Consider the following 16,444-nt stretch of genomic DNA (forward strand, 5'->3'; position numbering starts at 1 on the left):
CCGCTGCAAAATTTTCAGGATCGTCAAGGACGTTTACCGGGGCAAACACAAAAACTACTCCCTGACATGGAGCCTGGTGGCCGCACTGGTTAACCTGAGATATGGCAACATTTAGGAAAGATGTCTATTGATTGCCGTCAAAATTGAGACCAAAACATAACGGCGGCGGCTCTCTTTTTTTCTTAAGTCCATTTAATACTTCTTCAGATACATATTGGATCGTGTTTTCCAATTTCGAAGACATATATTTGATAGCGTTGTCCGATTCCGAAGATTTTTTATCGTCATTGAGAGACCTAAATATTCTTGTTATTTCAACACCAATAGATTTTTCATTTAGCGTCAAAACAAAGTCTGGTGTTTCTCCTTCACTTTTGATTTCGCAATTAAATTCAAGAAGCTTCAATGCTTGAATAAGATGCGTCTTTTCTTCATCTTTCTGCAATTTTCTAGTCATTTGACCTTACATGTTTCCTATCAAAGCTAGACCAAAGTGTCTAATGTTCAGGAGTCAACCGAAAGTGGTGAAGCACCGTTAAAGAACAACTGAGCGTTCCGTTTGCCTAGAGGTTAAGCAATGTTTAGGGCAAGCCCCAACACGCCATTGCCCATGAAGCAAAAGCAATAGCGTGGCTCAAAACCGCAGGGGCGCGAACCGTCCCCCGTCCGGTTAATTGGACTTACGGTGTCCGGCGGGTACGTCGCGGCGGGTTGCGCCGGTGTATAGCTGTCTGGGGCGGCCGATTTTTTGTTCCGGGTCGGCGATCATTTCATCCCAGTGCGCTATCCAACCGACTGTCCGGCCCATGGCGAACATGGCGGTAAACATATTGGTCGGGATGCCTAGGGCATGTAAGACAATGCCGGAGTAGAAATCGACATTCGGGTAAAGTTTTTTCTCGATGAAATATTCGTCTTCCAAGGCGATGCGTTCCAGTTCCAACGCCAATTCAAACAGCTTGTTATCGTGCAGACCCAACTCGTTCAAGACTTCATGGCAAGTGGTGCGCATCAGTTTGGCGCGGGGGTCGTGGTTTTTATAGACCCGATGGCCAAAGCCCATCAGGCGGAACGGGTCGTTTTTGTCTTTGGCTTTTTTGATAAATTCGGGGATGCGCGACTTATCGCCGATTTTTTCCAGCATGTTCAAGACCGCTTCATTGGCGCCGCCATGTGCCGCACCCCATAAACAGGCGATACCTGCCGTGATACAGGCAAACGGATTGGCGCCGCTAGAGCCTGCCAGCCGCACGGTAGAGGTGGAGGCGTTTTGTTCGTGGTCGGCATGTAAGATCAGGATGCGGTCTAAAGCACGCACCAGTACCGGATTAGCCACATAGTCATCGCAAGGCGTGGCGTGCATCATGCGCAAAAAGTTTTCCACATAACTGAGTTTGTTTTGCGGATACATAAACGGCATACCGATGCTGTATTTATGACACATGGCGACAATGGTCGGCACTTTAGCGATCAGGCGGATGGCGCACATTTCGCGGTCGCTTTTGGAGCGGATGTCCAGCGCGTCATGATAGAACGCCGACAGGGCACCGACAACCCCGACCATAATCGCCATCGGGTGTGCGTCACGGCGGAAGCCTTTGAAAAAGTTGTTCAATTGGTCATGCACCATGGTGTGCATGGTGATGTTGTATTGGAAAGTGGACAGTTCGTCGTCGGTGGGCAGTTCGCCGTTTAGGATCAGATAGCAAACTTCGAGAAAATTACATTGTTCGGCAAGCTGTTCGATAGGATAGCCGCGATACAGCAGCACCCCTTCTTCACCATCAATAAATGTGATCGTCGAACGGCAACTCGCGGTGGAGTTAAAGCCCGGATCATAAGTGAACATGCCCGTGTGTTTATACAAAGACTGGACATCAACGACGTTAGGGCCTGTGCTGCCGGTTAGGATGGGTAATTCACAGACGGCTTGGCCGTTCTCATTTAAGGCAAGACTGCGTGGTTGGGTCATGGTTTCTCTCTCTTTTATTGCTAAGCTACCTATACGGCAGTGAACGTTAAGTGCGGCCACCCGCCTGAACTGCGCGGTGATGGATTTTCTCTCTGTTATAGTTAGGCGGCGCTTAGAGCATCCGCCTAAACCTCCTGTACGGCAGGACGGCAAGCGTCCGGCAGGGTTTCTTTAAGCCGTTTTAGCATTGGCAATGGCGGCTTGCGCCAGCTCGGTCACTTTCGCCCAGTCTTTGGCTTTGACCACGTCGGCAGGGGCCAACCAAGAGCCGCCGACACAAGCGACATTGCTTAAGGCCAGATAAGCCTGATAGTTTTCCGGTGAAATGCCGCCAGTCGGGCAGAACGTCACCGAAGGTACGGGGCCGGCAATGGCTTTTAACATCGGGATGCCGCCAGCCGCTTCGGCAGGGAAAAACTTGAAATGGTCCAAGCCGTATTCCATGCCCAACATCAGTTCGGACAAGCTGGCGATACCGGGAATCAGCGCGATAGTGCTGCTTTGCGCCGCCGCCAACAGCTTAGGGGTCAGGCCGGGGCTAATGGCAAACACGGCGCCTGCATCTTCGGCGGCTTTCAGCTGTTCGGGGGTGGTGATGGTGCCGGCACCGACGATAGCATCTTTGACGTTATCGCTAATCAGCTTGATGGCCTGTAAGGCGATAGGGGTGCGTAAGGTAATTTCCAACACCCGAATGCCGCCCGCGACTAAGGCTTGCGCTAAGGGCACGGCATCGTCCAGATTTTGGATGACCATGACGGGCATCACAGGGCCGGCGTTTAATACGTCTTTAGGGGAAATTTTCCAGTGGGTTTGGGTCGTCATGTCGTTACCAAAAGTTATTTTTAAAGTGTGGGTTAGGAACGCGCATAACCTTAAGTCGGCGTTCTATGGTATCTGTGCACGTTAAACCCCACCCCAGCCTTCCCCTTCACAGGGGAGGGAGCTTATGCCTTTCCCGTCCGTACAGACGAAAGTCAGGGGAAAAGCCCCTCCCCTTGGCAAAGGGGAGGCTGGGAGGGGGTTGCTGTACTTTCGCCTGTACAACAGATTTTATTTTCTGCGCGTTCCTTAGGGATTGCCAAGGTTTGCCAAAAACGCGCAACAGGCTGTCCGGCGATCAATGCAGCCGATAATGTCCGGTTATTTTAAACTCAAACAAGCGGTCTTCTTCCTGTACGCCATTACCGATATTGTGTATTACAAAAGGTCGGCCAGTGCGCGTGGTTTTCGTACTGACGACCATAATATGCGGCAAGTTAGGCGGTATGGTCGCCGTCACCAAATCCCCGGCCTGAAAATCTGCCGCCACTGTTGACAGGGGCAGGGCATAGCCTCGACGCTGAAAATAGGTTTGCAGGTTCAGGACGCGGCGGTGGTCGATATTTTTATCGGTGCTGTGTAACCGCCATTGCTTAGGGTAACGGGCAAAATGCGCCTGCATATCCTCATGGACAGCTTGCTGTAAATCCAGACCCGCGCTGCTACGCAAAGCGCGGATGACCACATCGGTACACACGCCCCCCGCCATCGGCACATCGCCGTTAGGATAGCGTAAGGTGCGGTAGGCCGGATCATAAGTGACGGTCACGCCGATTTGCGCCCGCGCCGCCTGCACCAAGCCCAGCGGGCTATAGTGCGGCTCGGCACGGGTTACTAAGGGCAAGGCTAGCAAGGCGACAAAACGTAAAGCCGCTTTATAAGCCACCGTCTGTCCCTTGCTTTTAGTCAATGACAAACAAATTGCTCGCCCCGGTTTCGGCGGTGGTCGCCCCTTGCCGGAAACCGCCGAACATCTCCCGCCCCATACCAAAATGATGGTTTTTGGCGGAATTTTCTTCAGGCAAACGGCCATTAAATTCGGTTTCGTCCACTAAGACATTCACTTCGCCCGTTTTAATGTTCAGATAAATGATGTCGCCGTTGCGCACTTTCGCCAATGGCCCGCCGTTGATACATTCGGGGTACATGTGGATAGCGGACGGCACCTTGCCGGACGCGCCGGACATACGCCCGTCGGTCAACAAGGCGACTTTATAGCCTTTGTCTTGGAGCAGGCCTAAGGCGGGGGTCAGTTTGTGCAGTTCCGGCATCCCGTTGGAGCGCGGGCCTTGGAAGCGCAGCACCGCGACGAAATCGTGGTTCAGTTCGCCGCGCTTAAAGGCCGCCATCATTTCGTCTTGGTCGTCAAACACCACGGCAGGGGCTTCGACCACTTGGTGGTCTTCGGAGACGGCGGAGACTTTGGAAATGCCGCGCCCTAAGTTGCCGCGTATCAAATGGATGCCACCGCCTGCGGCAAAGGGTTTTTCCACCGTGGCGATCACTTCGGGATCTAGCGAAGCCGCAGGGCCGGTTTCCCAAACCAATTTGCCGTCAATGACTTTTGGCTCTTGGGTGTATTGGCTCATGCCCCGCCCGTCGCCAATCGTCAAAATGTCTTCGTGCATCATGCCGTGCTTGAGCAGTTCGCCTATCAGCACGCCCATACCGCCAGCGGCTTGGAAATGGTTAACGTCAGCCGGGCCATTAGGGTAAATTTTGGTGATCAGCGGGATGGCTTTGGACAGGTTATCAAAGTCATTCCAGTTGATGATAATACCTGCCATGCGGGCAATAGCGACCAAGTGCATGGTGTGGTTGGTCGAGCCACCTGTCGCCAAAAGGCCAATTAAGGCGTTTAAGATAGCCTTTTCGTTAATGGCATGGCCGATAGGGCGGAAATCTTGGCCTAAGGCGGTGAATTTCAGGACTTGCTCGGCGGCTCTTTTGGTCAGCTCATCACGCAAAGGCGTATAGGGGTTGACGAAGGAACTGCCCGGCAAATGCAGGCCCATCATTTCCACCATCATCTGGTTGCTGTTGGCCGTACCGTAGAAGGTACAGGTGCCAGGGCTATGGTAGGATTTGGATTCGGATTCCAACAACTCGGCGCGGCCAATTTTGCCTTCGGCGTATTGTTGTCTGGCCCGTGCCTTTTCTTTATTGGTGATGCCGCTGGGCATAGGGCCGGCAGGGACAAACACGGCGGGCAAATGCCCAAAACTCAAGGCGCCCATCAATAGCCCCGGGACAATTTTGTCGCATACACCCAGGTATAACGCGCCATCGAACATATTATGGCTTAAGCCGATAGCGGTGGACATGGCGATCACGTCACGGCTGAACAGCGACAACTCCATGCCGGGCAGGCCTTGGGTGATACCGTCACACATGGCGGGCACACCGCCGGCAAATTGGGCGACCCCGCCCGCCGCGCTGATGGCGGCCTTAATTAGGGCTGGCGCGTCTTTGTACGGCTCATGCGCCGACAACATATCGTTATAAGAGGAGATGATGGCGATATTGGCTTTTTTATCGCCCGCCAAATCCAGCTTTTCGCCCGCACCACAGGCGGCGAAACCGTGCGCCAGATTACCGCAACCTAAAATACCACGGTGCGGGCCTTGGCCGATGGCGTTGTCTATCCGCGCCAAATAGGCTTCACGGCTTCTATGGCTACGGTCAATAACTTCTTTGGTGACTTTTTCTAATAATGGGTGCATGGATAATCCTACTGTATCACTGCGAAAGTTTGAAAAGGGTTGCAATCAGGGGAGGGCGTTTACTCTTCCCAGGCCCTGCCGTCCCGGGCGACCAGCGCGACCGAAGCGACCGGCCCCCAAGAGCCCGCCGGATACGATTTCGGCGCGGAATTGGAATGCCGCCACGCATCTTGGATCGAATCGATCCATGCCCAAGCCTGTTCAATTTCCGCTCGGCTTAAGAATAAGGTCGGATTGCCGCGCATGGCCTCCAGCACCAGTTTTTCATAGCCGCCGAAAATCCGGCTTTGCTTAAAGGCTTCGGAAAAGCTTAAATCCAGCTTGGTTTTTTTCAGTTTGATATGCTCGTCAATACCCGGAATTTTATTGAGCATCTCAATTTCTACGCCCTCATTCGGCTGCAAATGGATAATCAGCTTATTGGGCGGCAAGTCGCGGAAACTGTCTTTGAAAATATTGTGCGGCAATTGCTTAAAATACACCACAATTTCTGTGCGTTTACCGAACATGCGTTTGCCGGTGCGCAGGTAAAACGGCACGCCCGCCCAGCGCCAGTTGTCAATATCGACGCGCAGGGCGACGAAGCTTTCGGTGGTGCTTTCGGTGTTGGCGCCTTCTTCTTCCAGATAGCCCGGCACGGCGTTGCCTTTTAGGTAGCCGGAAGTATATTGGCCGCGCACGGTCTTTTCTTCGACATTATTGACGGTAATGGGCCGCAAGGCTTTTAGAACCTTAATTTTTTCGTTATGGATGCTTTCGGCTTCCAGATTAACGGGCGGCTCCATCGCAATAAAGGTCAGGATCTGCAATAAGTGGTTTTGCACCATATCACGCAGCTGTCCGGTCTTATCGAAATATTCCCAACGCCCTTCAATACCCACCTCTTCCGCGACCGTAATCTGGATGTGGTCAATGGTATTGTGGTTCCAATTGGTGGTGAAAATCGAGTTGGCAAACCGTAACGCCAGCAAGTTTAAGACCGTTTCTTTACCTAAATAATGGTCGATACGGAACACTTGGTCTTCATTAAACACCTTGGCGACTTCATCGTTGATATCCTTAGACGATTTCAGGTTATGGCCAATCGGTTTTTCCATGACCATCCGCGATTCGGGGGTCAAAATGCCCGACTGGTGCAGGCCTTGGCAAATGCTTTTAAACAGGAACGGCGACACGGCAAAATAATTGACTAGAACACGGGTTTTGCTGTCGGTAACGGTTTTCAGCTTTTTGTATTGCTCGGCTTGGGTCAAGTCGATTTGCAAATACGCCAAGCGGGCCGAAAAGCGTTGCCAAATCGCATCATCCAATTCGTCAGTTAAAAATTCTTGCAAGCTCTTATAGGCAATCGCCACAAATTGCGCATTGTCATGTTCATGGCGGTCAACACCAATAATACGGGTGTCTGGTTCTATCAGATTGGCATTTTCCAACCGATATAAAGAGATGAGGAGCTTACGGCGCGATAAGTCGCCAAGCGCACCGAAGAGCACCAAATCACAAGGTTTAAAGGCTTTTTTGTCTGTCATTACGAGTCGCCGGGTAAATAGGAAGGCCGATGTGGGAAGTGAGCAATTAATATGCCGTGCATAACTAGGCCTTATTATCTCAGAAATTGTTTCAGGATGCTGTATTGATTAGTGCTTGCGGGCTTTTTGCCGGGCCACAAAAGTACCATAATGGTGCGTTAATTGGTTTGCCATAGGGCGGGTAAGCGGGTGTTTGAGGCGCTGGCCTAGTAAGCGCGACAAAGTGGGGCGACCGTTAAATTAAGTGCTTTTAATAATTGACAGGATATAAGCATTGCCATATAGTATCGACTCGATACTAATTTATTAAGGAGCAAATAATGAGTACAGCCATTTTTTACCACGCGGGTTGCCCTGTTTGTGTAGGGGCCGAGCAATTGGTCGCCGATGCCATTGACCACCAAAAATATACGGTGGAAGTTGTGCATCTGGGCGAACAGCCCGAACGTATTGCAGAAGCGGCCGCAGCAGGGGTGCAGTCAGTACCCGCGCTGCTGTTGAACGGCCAAGCGTTCCATATCAATTTTGGGGCGGCCTTAGGTGATTTAAAACCAGCGTGATTTAAAGCAACAGCGACTTAAAACAATAATAACGGGGTAGAGATTATGAACGGGGAAGAAACTAAGCAAGACAGGTTCTGGCTGTATGTCGGCGGGACGGTATTGGCGATAGTGACAGGCATCGCCATTATCAAGCAAAGCGAAAATGAGAAATTCGCGCCGATTAAGCAGCAAGTGGAAGAAGAAAATGCCCAAATGAATATTCGGGTCTTAAATTAACGGCGGCGGGAGATGCTAATGACAACCAAGAGAATGGCCTTTTGGGCCGCAATAGTGCTGGGTGCGGGATTGGGTTTGGCAGGGCCGGCCTCTGCGACCGAGTATGTGTATCGGGATTTAATGGCCAACACCTTGCCCGCCCCCGGCTGTGCCGCCGAGGCCGAAGCGATTGCCCATGCCAATAAACCGTTTAACCTGAATAAATACAGCAAGAAGTTTTGCCAATCGCAAGGCTATGGTTGGCATGTCGAGGCGGTTAAGGATAACGGCAAAGCCGTTTGCCAAGACTGCGGCGGCGTTAATGCAGGTAAAAAACAATGCCATCTTGAAGATGTGGTGGTGACCTGTAAGCGTATCAAGCCGGGTTCGGTAGGGATGCTGCCGGGCAAAAGCTAAGCTTGTACCCTGACGGGCTATGCCAGGGATAGCATCTTGTTACGCGTGCTATCCCTTATTGCCCCTGCTTAGGCGATGCGTTGAGTTTGTAGCCAAAAAACCGTTTTTTGCCTACACGTTCTCGTGTCAACGCCTATCATCCTGCCATTTCCAGCCATCCTCCTGGCCTTTTAGCCGAATAGCTTATGCGGGCTTCGGCTTTTTTTTGCCTGCCTGATTTACAGGGCGAATTTCTTCTTAAAAAAACTGCATGTAAATCAAAAGTATATAGTCGCATTGGGTTTTTTGGTGAAAGATTCACCATTTTTTAGGTAGTAGTTAATATTAATGGGCTATTTTTATTGCTATGGTAGTGGAAGCTGTTGGACTGTTGTTATTTACGTCCTTAGCTGATACGACTCACCCTAATAATAGCCTAGGCAACTTTTTCTTGGCCGTGTTTCGGCAGGGAATATTGCCTCAGGCACCATAACCTGAGGATAAGATATGTCAGAAAAAGCGAATTCACCAGCGACGGCAACAGACACTGAAATTGTGCGGGCTGCTATCCATCCCGCTATCGGTATTGCGCGGGTCGGTAACAGTGCGGACGAATTTTTTATCGGCCCACAAGTAACGGAACCGCCAGCGGCACCGTTGGGGTTTTACCGTGATCCTCAAGGGGCGCTCAAACGCCAAGCCGCGCAATTCCGCATTTACGGCTATAACGCCGCTGGCGAAGTCGTCGGCGAATTGACCGCCGATTCGGCGGACATCCAATGGACGGCCCATGTCGCCAACCGCAAAGCTGCATGGTACCAATGGCAAATTGCTATGGATATTCCCGAAGCCGCCACCACGGTATTGCCGTTACGCAATGCCACAATAACCGACCCTGCCGCCCGCGAAAGCTTGGTGATTGATGGCGGGGTGCAGTCGGTCGGCGGCAAAAACGCCGCCGGGGCTGTGTTTGAGGGCATGTTTACAGGTGTTCCGGTCTATTTGGGCGAATTGCGTACCGATGACGCAGGGCGTTTGTTGTTTTTGGGCGGACATGGTGTGTCCGCTTCCCCGACTGACAGCCCTATCTATATTGATAGTGATCCGAACAGCTTTATCAATGCCGACGGTTGGTATGATGATATGTCTGATGGCCCGGTCAGCGCCACGGTCAGTATTGCGGGCCGCCCCATCCCGGTAGAATCGGCTTGGGTCGTGACCGCCCCGCCGGATTACGCGCCGCAGCTTAAGGCCGAACGCACCCTGTATGACCTGCTCTATGATTTGTATGTGCAAGCGGGCTGGTTAACCGCACCGTCGCCCATTTCCTTTACGCAGGATGTCTATCCGATTTTACAGCGTTTGTCAGGCTTGCAATGGGTTAACCAAGGTTTTGCCACCCAATTTGGTTTTGGCGGACAGAATGATTTTGAAGACCCTGAGTACATCGCCAAATTGACGTGGCAACCCGCCCCTGGCGAATACGATGTATACCAAGAACTGCGCCGCCAAATTTTTAACAGTTTCCGTAGCCCCATTAAGACAGACAGCAACCAATTGCCGTGGCCTTGGGTCTATGGCGATGCGATGGATGTGCCTGCCGGTGATAGCCCCCGCCAGAACGCCACCATTACCGCTACCCAATACGGCATCTTGCAACAGTGGGTGGCGGGCGCTTTTATCGCCGATTGGGGCATGATCTTGCCGCCTGCTAGCCTAGACGACGTGCCCTTGTCGGAGCAGCCCGCGATGCTCGACCGCGCGGCGTTGGACTTCTGTTTGGCGGATGCCTTTCACCCTGGCTGCGAAATGACGTGGCCGATGCGCCATTTGACGCTATACAAGCTGCCGTTTCGGATTAAAGAACGCCCCGCTGATGTCCCCGAACCCAATTACGGGCCGACGTTAGACCAACAACAAGCCTTAGCGGCTGACGGCCCGTTGTACCTGCAAGGCCCCGGCGACATAGGCCGTTGGATGGGCTTGCCTTGGCAAGCTGACACCGCCTATTGCCGTGCCGGTTATGATACCGCTTATGACCCTTTCCAACCTACTTTCTGGCCGGCCCGCGTTCCCAACCAAGTGCTGAGCGACAGCGATTATGCTATCGTCACCGATCCCGGCCAAAGCCCAGCAGTCCGCCAAGAGGCTTTTGCTAACCGCACCAATTGGAACCAGCCGTTACAGGGCAGCACCGCCCAACAGATGGAGCAAATGGTGCGTATTTTCGGTTCTATGGGCTTGTTGGAGGAACGGATTGGTTTGCCGGATGACCCCGACTTTCCCGCTGTGATGCTGGTGGCTTCTTACGGGCCGGATGTCGCCCCAGCGGATACCTTGACACCGCAAGCCGTCACCTTAATGGCCACGCCCCGGACAAAAGCGTCCAAAGGCGCGAATTTTACGGCTCAAGAAGCCCAAGATGCGCCGTTACCTGTCCGCCACACCAAAAAATAAGCGCGTGGAGTGGTTTGATGCGGTCATCGTCGGGGCGGGGCCGGCAGGCGCGGCCACCGCCCTGACCCTAGCCAAAGCGGGTCAGCGGGTTTTACTCGCTGACGCGGCAAGCAAAGCCTTCCGTATTGGCGAAGGCTTGCCGCCGTCGGCGCGTTCGCTGTTACGCGAGTTGGGGGTCTTGGAGAATTTCTTGGCGGACGGGCATCGGCTCAGTCACGGCAGTTTATCCGCCTGGGGATCGGCGCAATTGCACTGCCAAGATTTCTTCCGGCACTTGCAAGGCCAAGGCTATCAATTGGATAGGCGGCGCTTCGAGCAGTTGTTATGGGTTGCTGTCTGTGCAGCAGGAGCCGAATTGCGCCAAGACACGCGTATAGAAGTCTTAGCGCACCCGCCTGGGCAAGATTTTGCGTTAAACGCCCACCAGTCCGGCTTAACCGTACCGCTCCAGTGCCGCTGGCTGGTCGATGCGGGCGGCAGACGTAGCCGCATTGCACGGGGGCAAGGCAGTACCCGCCACGCTGCCGACCGTCTGGCCGCTTTTTACAGTGTGTTACAAACGACGGAAGCGGGCGACTATGACGGGCGTACTTGGCTTGAAGCCACTCCGGCAGGTTGGTGGTATAGCGCGTTGCTGCCTACAGGCGGGCGTTTAGTCGCCTATCTGACCGATTTGGATTTGGCCGATAAGCGGCAACTGCTGTCCGTCGCCGGATTTACCGGACATTTGGCGCAAACCCGGCATTTATCGGCTTTATGCGCCCAACACCGCTATGCCGTCTGCACCAAACCGCAGGGCGTGGACGCTTCCAGTGGCCGCCTAGACCAGTTTATCGGCAGGCAATGGCTAGCCGTCGGCGATGCCGCCCTGTCGTTCGACCCGCTGTCTTCCCAAGGCATCGCCAACGCGTTGTATACTGGCATACAAGCAGGCCAAGCCATCACCGCCGCCTTAAACGGCAACCCCCAAGCCCCCGTCGCCTACGCGCGGCATCTGGGTGATATATATCAAGCGTATTTACAAAACCGCCATTATTATTATGGCTTGGAAAACCGTTGGGCAGAGCTGCCGTTTTGGCGGCGGCGGGGTGTGGTAACGGCCTTAACGGGTTGATGCGCCGAAGTGCCCAATAATATCGCGCTGCCTGTTGGTGGCTTTGAAAATCAGTCTATTAATGACGGCAAGCGGCTTCGCTAAAGCCTGTCAAGCGGTACGCCCCTACCCGTAATTAGGCATCAACTACATATACTTAGATCCGAACACAGTTATGCCAAAGCACAAACCGACACATAAATCTAATCGCTGCACCAAATGCGCTACCGAAAACCCAGAAAACACAATCCAATGTATTTCGTGCGGCAATGTCATATTAGCCCAATATGACAACCTAATCTCAATCGCGACTTTATTATTACTCATTGTAGGTAACTTTGTTTCTTCTGTAACTTTAGGTTATCCGCAGCGTTCAGCGTTCGTTAATGAAGTGGCTTATCAAATGTTTCCGGCAATCGCCATCGTAACTTTGCTGGTCAAATTAGCACAGAAACAGAGAAGCCCTGGCAGAAACGTTGTGCAAGAGTTGGTGGCCCTATATTCAGATGTAGGGGGAAGGTTGCTTATTCTCATGCTTGTCCCTTTAGTCATCTGGTTACTTACATTGGTTAATGGTAGTGGCCAGTTAAATTTAGAGCCGCACAAAGTTGTGCTACTTCAACTTTCAATCGGTTTAGCCGTCAGTTACCTTTTTTTATATTTCTCCCATCTCGGCTCAGCGTTTTTTGCCTTGAATGTACAGAATGCCATTACGGCCACGCGTGATGCCCGCCTTCAACTCAGAAAAAACGCCTACATAAAAAAGATGGCCCGTCTCTCGGCTATTCACAAACATCAGCAGTATCAGAGTGAACTCGACTTAGGCTTCTTCGCCAAGGGCTATGCCTATCAATTTGATATGACACCTGAGCAAGGCGAGCAAATGCTACAGTCTGTCGATCCGTATGAGTTTTCCCTATTTGAAGCAGTCTGCATAAAGGAGATTTTCCAACTTAATTGATGTGAACTTCAGCCCAAGTAAGAACCGTGACAGGATATAACAGCTCATTTGCAAAAAGACTTTTGCACCACTAAGTATAGCCAGTATTGCAAGCTGTCGTTATGCTCGCGCATGGCATCGGCGAGTTGTGGTTGAGTCGGTGGAGGCTTGCCCCGCCCAAACCTAACTGACTTAAAGTTAGGGCTTGTTTGGGAAAGATGCTGTCGCCAGAATAGCGGATGGCAGTTTGTTACCGTCTTGAAAAAGTAAGCGGTTTGGTTGGCATTAAGCAAAGACGCGCGTACCATTGTCGGTAGCCATTTCTGCAACCTGAACTGCTTAGCCTTGTAGGATGCCTTCACTGGCTAACGCCTCCAGTTTTAAAAGCTATTAACCTATAATGCCCATGATCCCACCCACTCTTTGCCTTTGCGGCTCTGCCCTGAGTTACGCCGACTGTTGCGCCCCTTTCCATAACGGCGACACCATCCCGCCCACTGCCGAGGCTCTGATGCGTTCGCGGTTTAGTGCTTTTGCCTTGCATAACAGCGCGTATCTGTTGGCGACGTGGGATGTCAGTACCCGCCCGGTTGGGTTGGATTTGGCAAATGACCCCAGCCAGTGGTTGCGCTTGGAGATTGTCGGCACGAAAAAAGGGGGGGTAAGCGACAGTAAAGGCCAAGTGAGCTTTAATGCCTATTACAGACAACATGGCAAAGACGGGGTGATGGCCGAGACTAGCCGGTTTCGCAAGGTCGCCAACCGCTGGTTTTATGTCGATGGGGTGGTGGCCGATACGGCGAAAACGGCGGCAGCACCTAGCAAGAACGGCTTGTGTCCGTGTGGGAGCGGTAAGAAGTTTAAGCGCTGTTGTGGCTGAGGTTTTTACCCAGCCCCAAGCAGCCAAAAGCTGTTAGTGATTCGACAGGTTCACCACGAGCGGCTTTTCGGCGTTAGCCTAAAGACCCAGCACCGCAAGCAAGGCCTGGGCATGGGCAGTGCTGTCATTTAAGCAGCCGATATAGCGGTAGGCTTCGCCGCCTGCTTCCATGAATATGGCTCGGTTTTCCATGGCGATTTCTTCCAAGGTCTCCAGGCAATCGACGGCAAAGCCGGGGCAGACCATATCGACGGTGGTAACGCCTAATCCGGGTAGGGCTTGCAGGGTGTCCACGCAATAGGGTTTCAGCCATTCGGCCTTACCAAAACGCGATTGGAAGACGATTTTCCAATCCTGCTCGCTTAAGCCTAACTGCTCGGCCAGTAGGGCGGCAGTTTTATGGCAGTGGTGGAAATACGGGTCGCCCCATTGGGTCAATTGCTCCGGCAAGCCGTGGAAAGACATCACCAGCAAGGCGTTTTTTGGCTGTTCGCGCCACGCTTGGCGGATGCTGTCGGCGACGGCGGCAATGTAGGCCGGGTGTTGGTGATAATCGCTGATGAAGCGGAAACTGGGCAAGTGCCGCCATTGGTCCAGTTCTTTCACCAAATCATCATAAATGGATGCGGTGGTGGTCGAGGAATATTGCGGATATAAGGGTAAGACCAGCACCTCTTCTATACCCTGTTCCTTAAGTACGCGCAATTGGCTGGCGATGGATGGCTCGCCATAGCGCATCGCATAAGTGACGGTTATATCCCGCCCTGCCAGTTGCGCGGCCAGTTCGGCACTTAATTGGCGGGTGAAAAAGGTCAGCGGTGAGCCTTTGTCGGCATCCCAGATTTTTTGGTAGGCTTTGGTGGATTTGCCCGGACGGAACGGCAAGACCACCCCGTGCAAAATCAGCCACCACAGCGGTCTGGGTAAGTTAACCACCCGTGGGTCCCAAAGAAATTCTTTTAGAAACCGCCGCACGGCAGGCACGGTGGGCGCACTGGGCGAGCCTAGGTTCGCCAGGATAATCGCAGTCTTTGGGGCGGGCATCAGTATCCTCTATCGGTTAATCAAGTTTAAGAACTCGGTACGCGTGCTGATGTGTTGGCGGAAAATTCCGGTCATCACCGAGGTGGTCATCACCGAGTTTTGTTTTTCTACGCCGCGCATCATCATGCACAAATGCTTGGCTTCAATGACCACCGCCACGCCGCGCGCGCCGGTCGCTTGCTCAATGGCATCGGCAATTTGTTTGGTGAGTTTTTCTTGGATTTGCAAACGGCGGGCGTACATATCGACAATACGCGCGACTTTCGACAGCCCCATCACTTTGCCTTGGGGCAGATAGCCGACATGGCATTTGCCGATGAACGGCAATAAATGGTGTTCGCATAAGGAATACAGTTCAATATCCTTAACAATGACCATATCTTCGGTATCGGCAGAAAAAATTGCCCCGTTCAGGACTTCTTCTAAGGTTTTTTCATAACCGTTATTTAAAAATTTAAACGCCTTGGCGGCCCGTTTAGGGGTATCGATTAAACCTTCACGGCTTAAATCTTCCCCAACCGCTTCGATAATTTTGGCGAAATGTTCTTCCACGTCATTTAATCCTGTTATAAAAAAGCCGATCAGTATACATCAGGAACGGTAAATTTTAATGCCTGCAACAGCACCGCCTCGTCCGCGCCGGGTTTATTGGCGTGTTCGCTCAGGTAACGCCGCCAGCCCCGCGCCCCGTATTGCTCATGGAACAAGCCTAAAATATGCCGGGTAACGCTGTGCAGGCGTAGCCCTAACGCCAGTTGGCCGCTAATATATGGCAACAGGGCATGGACGGCTTCGCTACGGCTTAAGCTGGCGCGGCTATCGGCAAACAGCCGTTGGTCGGCTTCCGCCAAGATAAACGGGTTTTGGTAAGCTTCGCGCCCGATCATCACCCCGTCAACCTGTTGCAAAATGACTTCGGCTTGCGCTAAAGAAGTCACACCGCCATTCAATATAATGTCCAAGTGTGGAAAGTCAATTTTAAGTTGGTAGACCACATCATAACGCAAAGGCGGGATTTCGCGGTTTTCTTTCGGCGACAGGCCGCTTAACCACGCTTTCCGCGCATGGATAATAAACGTCCGGCAACCCGCCGCCGCCACTGTGCCGACAAAATGCACCAATTCTTCGTAAGAGTCCTTATCATCAATGCCGATGCGCGATTTGACCGTGACCGGAATCGTCACCGCCGCCGCCATCGCCGCCACGCACTCGGCGACCAGTTCTGGTTCGGCCATCAAACACGCGCCGAACCGTCCGTTCTGGACACGGTCACTGGGGCAACCGACATTGAGATTGACTTCGTCATAGCCATAATCTTCGGCCATTTTCGCGCAAATCGCCAATTCACGCGGATTGCTGCCCCCCAATTGCAAAGCCACCGGATGCTCGGCAGCGTGGTATTGCAAAAAGCGGTGGTGGTCGCCGTGGATCAACGCCCCGGTAGTGACCATTTCGGTATATAAAAAAGCGTTTTTGGAGAGCAGGCGATGGAAATAGCGGCAGTGCCGGTCTGTCCAGTCCATCATAGGGGCTATGCAGAGGGTGCGGGGGGGATGGGAGGGGATTAAATTCATAACGCTTTATTGCTGATAAGTTCGACGGTCAATTGCCGCTTGGCCTCGTTACCCAGATGTTTGCAGGCACCGAACAATAGCCCTGCATCCAACAGCAAACGTTGTCCGCTTGCGTGAGTTTTGGCGGGGGCATTGCTAAAATGCGGCCAGTCCGCCTGTTGCCAGTTCCATTTCATAAGTTATAGCTCCTGTTTCTATAACGCATAATATGGCAAATAATGCGTTATAGGAAGTGCTTTTATGCCTCATTTTAGCA

General features: G+C 52.5%; 18 protein-coding genes. 7 read left to right on the top strand and 11 right to left on the bottom strand.

Translation table 11 applies throughout. The features are described from left to right. Positions 1-124 precede the first annotated feature (124 nt). The 6 genes from AADEFJLK_RS16015 to zwf all read right to left on the bottom strand — a co-directional run bounded on the left by AADEFJLK_RS16015 (position 125) and on the right by zwf (position 7,046). Complete coding sequence (locus AADEFJLK_RS16015; RefSeq protein WP_103974942.1) at positions 125-457, bottom strand: hypothetical protein; 333 nt, start codon at positions 455-457, stop codon at positions 125-127. 213 nt (positions 458-670) lie between these two features. After that, positions 671-1,972, bottom strand: coding sequence for a citrate synthase (gene gltA / locus AADEFJLK_RS16020; RefSeq protein WP_088619666.1), 1,302 nt, complete (start codon positions 1,970-1,972; stop codon positions 671-673). 171 nt (positions 1,973-2,143) lie between these two features. After that, positions 2,144-2,797, bottom strand: coding sequence for a bifunctional 4-hydroxy-2-oxoglutarate aldolase/2-dehydro-3-deoxy-phosphogluconate aldolase (locus AADEFJLK_RS16025; RefSeq protein WP_103974943.1), 654 nt, complete (start codon positions 2,795-2,797; stop codon positions 2,144-2,146). Positions 2,798-3,092: 295 nt separating this feature from the next. Next, positions 3,093-3,680, bottom strand: coding sequence for a DUF1287 domain-containing protein (locus tag AADEFJLK_RS16030; RefSeq protein WP_088621597.1), 588 nt, complete (start codon positions 3,678-3,680; stop codon positions 3,093-3,095). A gap of 16 nt (positions 3,681-3,696) precedes the next feature. Then, complete coding sequence (gene edd, locus AADEFJLK_RS16035) at positions 3,697-5,517, bottom strand: phosphogluconate dehydratase (protein ID WP_088619664.1); 1,821 nt, start codon at positions 5,515-5,517, stop codon at positions 3,697-3,699. A 59-nt stretch (positions 5,518-5,576) separates the two neighbouring features. Beyond that, positions 5,577-7,046, bottom strand: a complete 1,470-nt coding sequence (zwf, locus tag AADEFJLK_RS16040; protein WP_088619663.1) for a glucose-6-phosphate dehydrogenase — start codon at positions 7,044-7,046, stop codon at positions 5,577-5,579. 320 nt (positions 7,047-7,366) lie between these two features. Here zwf and AADEFJLK_RS16045 point away from each other — a divergent pair, with 320 nt between their 5' ends. From AADEFJLK_RS16045 to AADEFJLK_RS16065, 6 genes are all read left to right on the top strand, one after another. Continuing rightward, the gene (locus tag AADEFJLK_RS16045; RefSeq protein ID WP_198328198.1) at positions 7,367-7,606 is read left to right on the top strand and encodes a thioredoxin family protein; all 240 of its coding nucleotides are present in this window, start codon (positions 7,367-7,369) and stop codon (positions 7,604-7,606) included. A 45-nt stretch (positions 7,607-7,651) separates the two neighbouring features. Next, positions 7,652-7,825, top strand: coding sequence for a hypothetical protein (locus AADEFJLK_RS24615; RefSeq protein ID WP_170065136.1), 174 nt, complete (start codon positions 7,652-7,654; stop codon positions 7,823-7,825). An 18-nt stretch (positions 7,826-7,843) separates the two neighbouring features. Next, entirely contained in the window at positions 7,844-8,221 is a 378-nt protein-coding gene (locus tag AADEFJLK_RS16050) for a hypothetical protein (RefSeq protein WP_249028066.1), read from the top strand. 486 nt (positions 8,222-8,707) lie between these two features. Then, a complete protein-coding gene (locus AADEFJLK_RS16055) occupies positions 8,708-10,657 on the top strand; it encodes a LodA/GoxA family CTQ-dependent oxidase (protein ID WP_103974945.1) in 1,950 nt (649 codons plus the stop codon). Further along, complete coding sequence (locus AADEFJLK_RS16060; RefSeq protein WP_103974946.1) at positions 10,623-11,771, top strand: NAD(P)/FAD-dependent oxidoreductase; 1,149 nt, start codon at positions 10,623-10,625, stop codon at positions 11,769-11,771. Before AADEFJLK_RS16055 ends, AADEFJLK_RS16060 begins: the two co-directional genes overlap by 35 nt. Before the next feature lie 154 nt (positions 11,772-11,925). Next, positions 11,926-12,711: a hypothetical protein gene (locus tag AADEFJLK_RS16065; protein ID WP_146054628.1), complete on the top strand. Its 786-nt coding sequence runs from the start codon at positions 11,926-11,928 to the stop codon at positions 12,709-12,711. Between the two features lie 44 nt (positions 12,712-12,755). Here the strand turns inward: AADEFJLK_RS16065 and AADEFJLK_RS25205 are convergent, their stop codons facing one another. Beyond that, positions 12,756-13,052, bottom strand: coding sequence for a hypothetical protein (locus tag AADEFJLK_RS25205; protein ID WP_103974948.1), 297 nt, complete (start codon positions 13,050-13,052; stop codon positions 12,756-12,758). Between the two features lie 44 nt (positions 13,053-13,096). Between AADEFJLK_RS25205 and AADEFJLK_RS16075 the strand changes: the two genes are divergently transcribed. Then, positions 13,097-13,570: a YchJ family protein gene (locus AADEFJLK_RS16075; RefSeq protein WP_103974949.1), complete on the top strand. Its 474-nt coding sequence runs from the start codon at positions 13,097-13,099 to the stop codon at positions 13,568-13,570. Positions 13,571-13,648: 78 nt separating this feature from the next. On the opposite strand, the gene hemH is transcribed toward AADEFJLK_RS16075, so the two are convergent. The 4 genes from hemH to AADEFJLK_RS16095 are packed head-to-tail and all read right to left on the bottom strand — an operon-like array spanning position 13,649 to position 16,364. Further along, positions 13,649-14,614: a ferrochelatase gene (gene hemH, locus AADEFJLK_RS16080; RefSeq protein WP_103974950.1), complete on the bottom strand. Its 966-nt coding sequence runs from the start codon at positions 14,612-14,614 to the stop codon at positions 13,649-13,651. 9 nt (positions 14,615-14,623) lie between these two features. Next, a complete protein-coding gene (folE, locus tag AADEFJLK_RS16085) occupies positions 14,624-15,166 on the bottom strand; it encodes a GTP cyclohydrolase I FolE (RefSeq protein ID WP_088619656.1) in 543 nt (180 codons plus the stop codon). Positions 15,167-15,195: 29 nt separating this feature from the next. Continuing rightward, positions 15,196-16,188: a tRNA dihydrouridine(20/20a) synthase DusA gene (gene dusA, locus AADEFJLK_RS16090; protein WP_103974951.1), complete on the bottom strand. Its 993-nt coding sequence runs from the start codon at positions 16,186-16,188 to the stop codon at positions 15,196-15,198. Then, the gene (locus AADEFJLK_RS16095) at positions 16,185-16,364 is read right to left on the bottom strand and encodes a DUF4172 domain-containing protein (RefSeq protein ID WP_103974952.1); all 180 of its coding nucleotides are present in this window, start codon (positions 16,362-16,364) and stop codon (positions 16,185-16,187) included. Before AADEFJLK_RS16095 ends, dusA begins: the two co-directional genes overlap by 4 nt. Positions 16,365-16,444: the final 80 nt, after the last annotated feature.

The organism is Methylovulum psychrotolerans (genome assembly GCF_002923755.1).
Classification (GTDB): domain Bacteria; phylum Pseudomonadota; class Gammaproteobacteria; order Methylococcales; family Methylomonadaceae; genus Methylovulum; species Methylovulum psychrotolerans.

Coding starts and splice junctions, on each gene's coding strand:
- AADEFJLK_RS24615 (WP_170065136.1), top strand. CDS start 7,652: ATGAACGGGGAAGAAACTAAGCAAGACAGGTTCTGGCTGTATGTCGGC.
- AADEFJLK_RS16045 (WP_198328198.1), top strand. CDS start 7,367: ATGAGTACAGCCATTTTTTACCACGCGGGTTGCCCTGTTTGTGTAGGG.
- hemH (WP_103974950.1), bottom strand. CDS start 14,614: ATGCCCGCCCCAAAGACTGCGATTATCCTGGCGAACCTAGGCTCGCCC.
- AADEFJLK_RS16065 (WP_146054628.1), top strand. CDS start 11,926: ATGCCAAAGCACAAACCGACACATAAATCTAATCGCTGCACCAAATGC.
- AADEFJLK_RS16025 (WP_103974943.1), bottom strand. CDS start 2,797: ATGACGACCCAAACCCACTGGAAAATTTCCCCTAAAGACGTATTAAAC.
- AADEFJLK_RS16060 (WP_103974946.1), top strand. CDS start 10,623: ATGCGCCGTTACCTGTCCGCCACACCAAAAAATAAGCGCGTGGAGTGG.
- AADEFJLK_RS16050 (WP_249028066.1), top strand. CDS start 7,844: ATGACAACCAAGAGAATGGCCTTTTGGGCCGCAATAGTGCTGGGTGCG.
- AADEFJLK_RS16095 (WP_103974952.1), bottom strand. CDS start 16,364: ATGAAATGGAACTGGCAACAGGCGGACTGGCCGCATTTTAGCAATGCC.
- edd (WP_088619664.1), bottom strand. CDS start 5,517: ATGCACCCATTATTAGAAAAAGTCACCAAAGAAGTTATTGACCGTAGC.
- AADEFJLK_RS16055 (WP_103974945.1), top strand. CDS start 8,708: ATGTCAGAAAAAGCGAATTCACCAGCGACGGCAACAGACACTGAAATT.
- gltA (WP_088619666.1), bottom strand. CDS start 1,972: ATGACCCAACCACGCAGTCTTGCCTTAAATGAGAACGGCCAAGCCGTC.
- dusA (WP_103974951.1), bottom strand. CDS start 16,188: ATGAATTTAATCCCCTCCCATCCCCCCCGCACCCTCTGCATAGCCCCT.
- zwf (WP_088619663.1), bottom strand. CDS start 7,046: ATGACAGACAAAAAAGCCTTTAAACCTTGTGATTTGGTGCTCTTCGGT.
- AADEFJLK_RS16015 (WP_103974942.1), bottom strand. CDS start 457: ATGACTAGAAAATTGCAGAAAGATGAAGAAAAGACGCATCTTATTCAA.
- AADEFJLK_RS16075 (WP_103974949.1), top strand. CDS start 13,097: ATGATCCCACCCACTCTTTGCCTTTGCGGCTCTGCCCTGAGTTACGCC.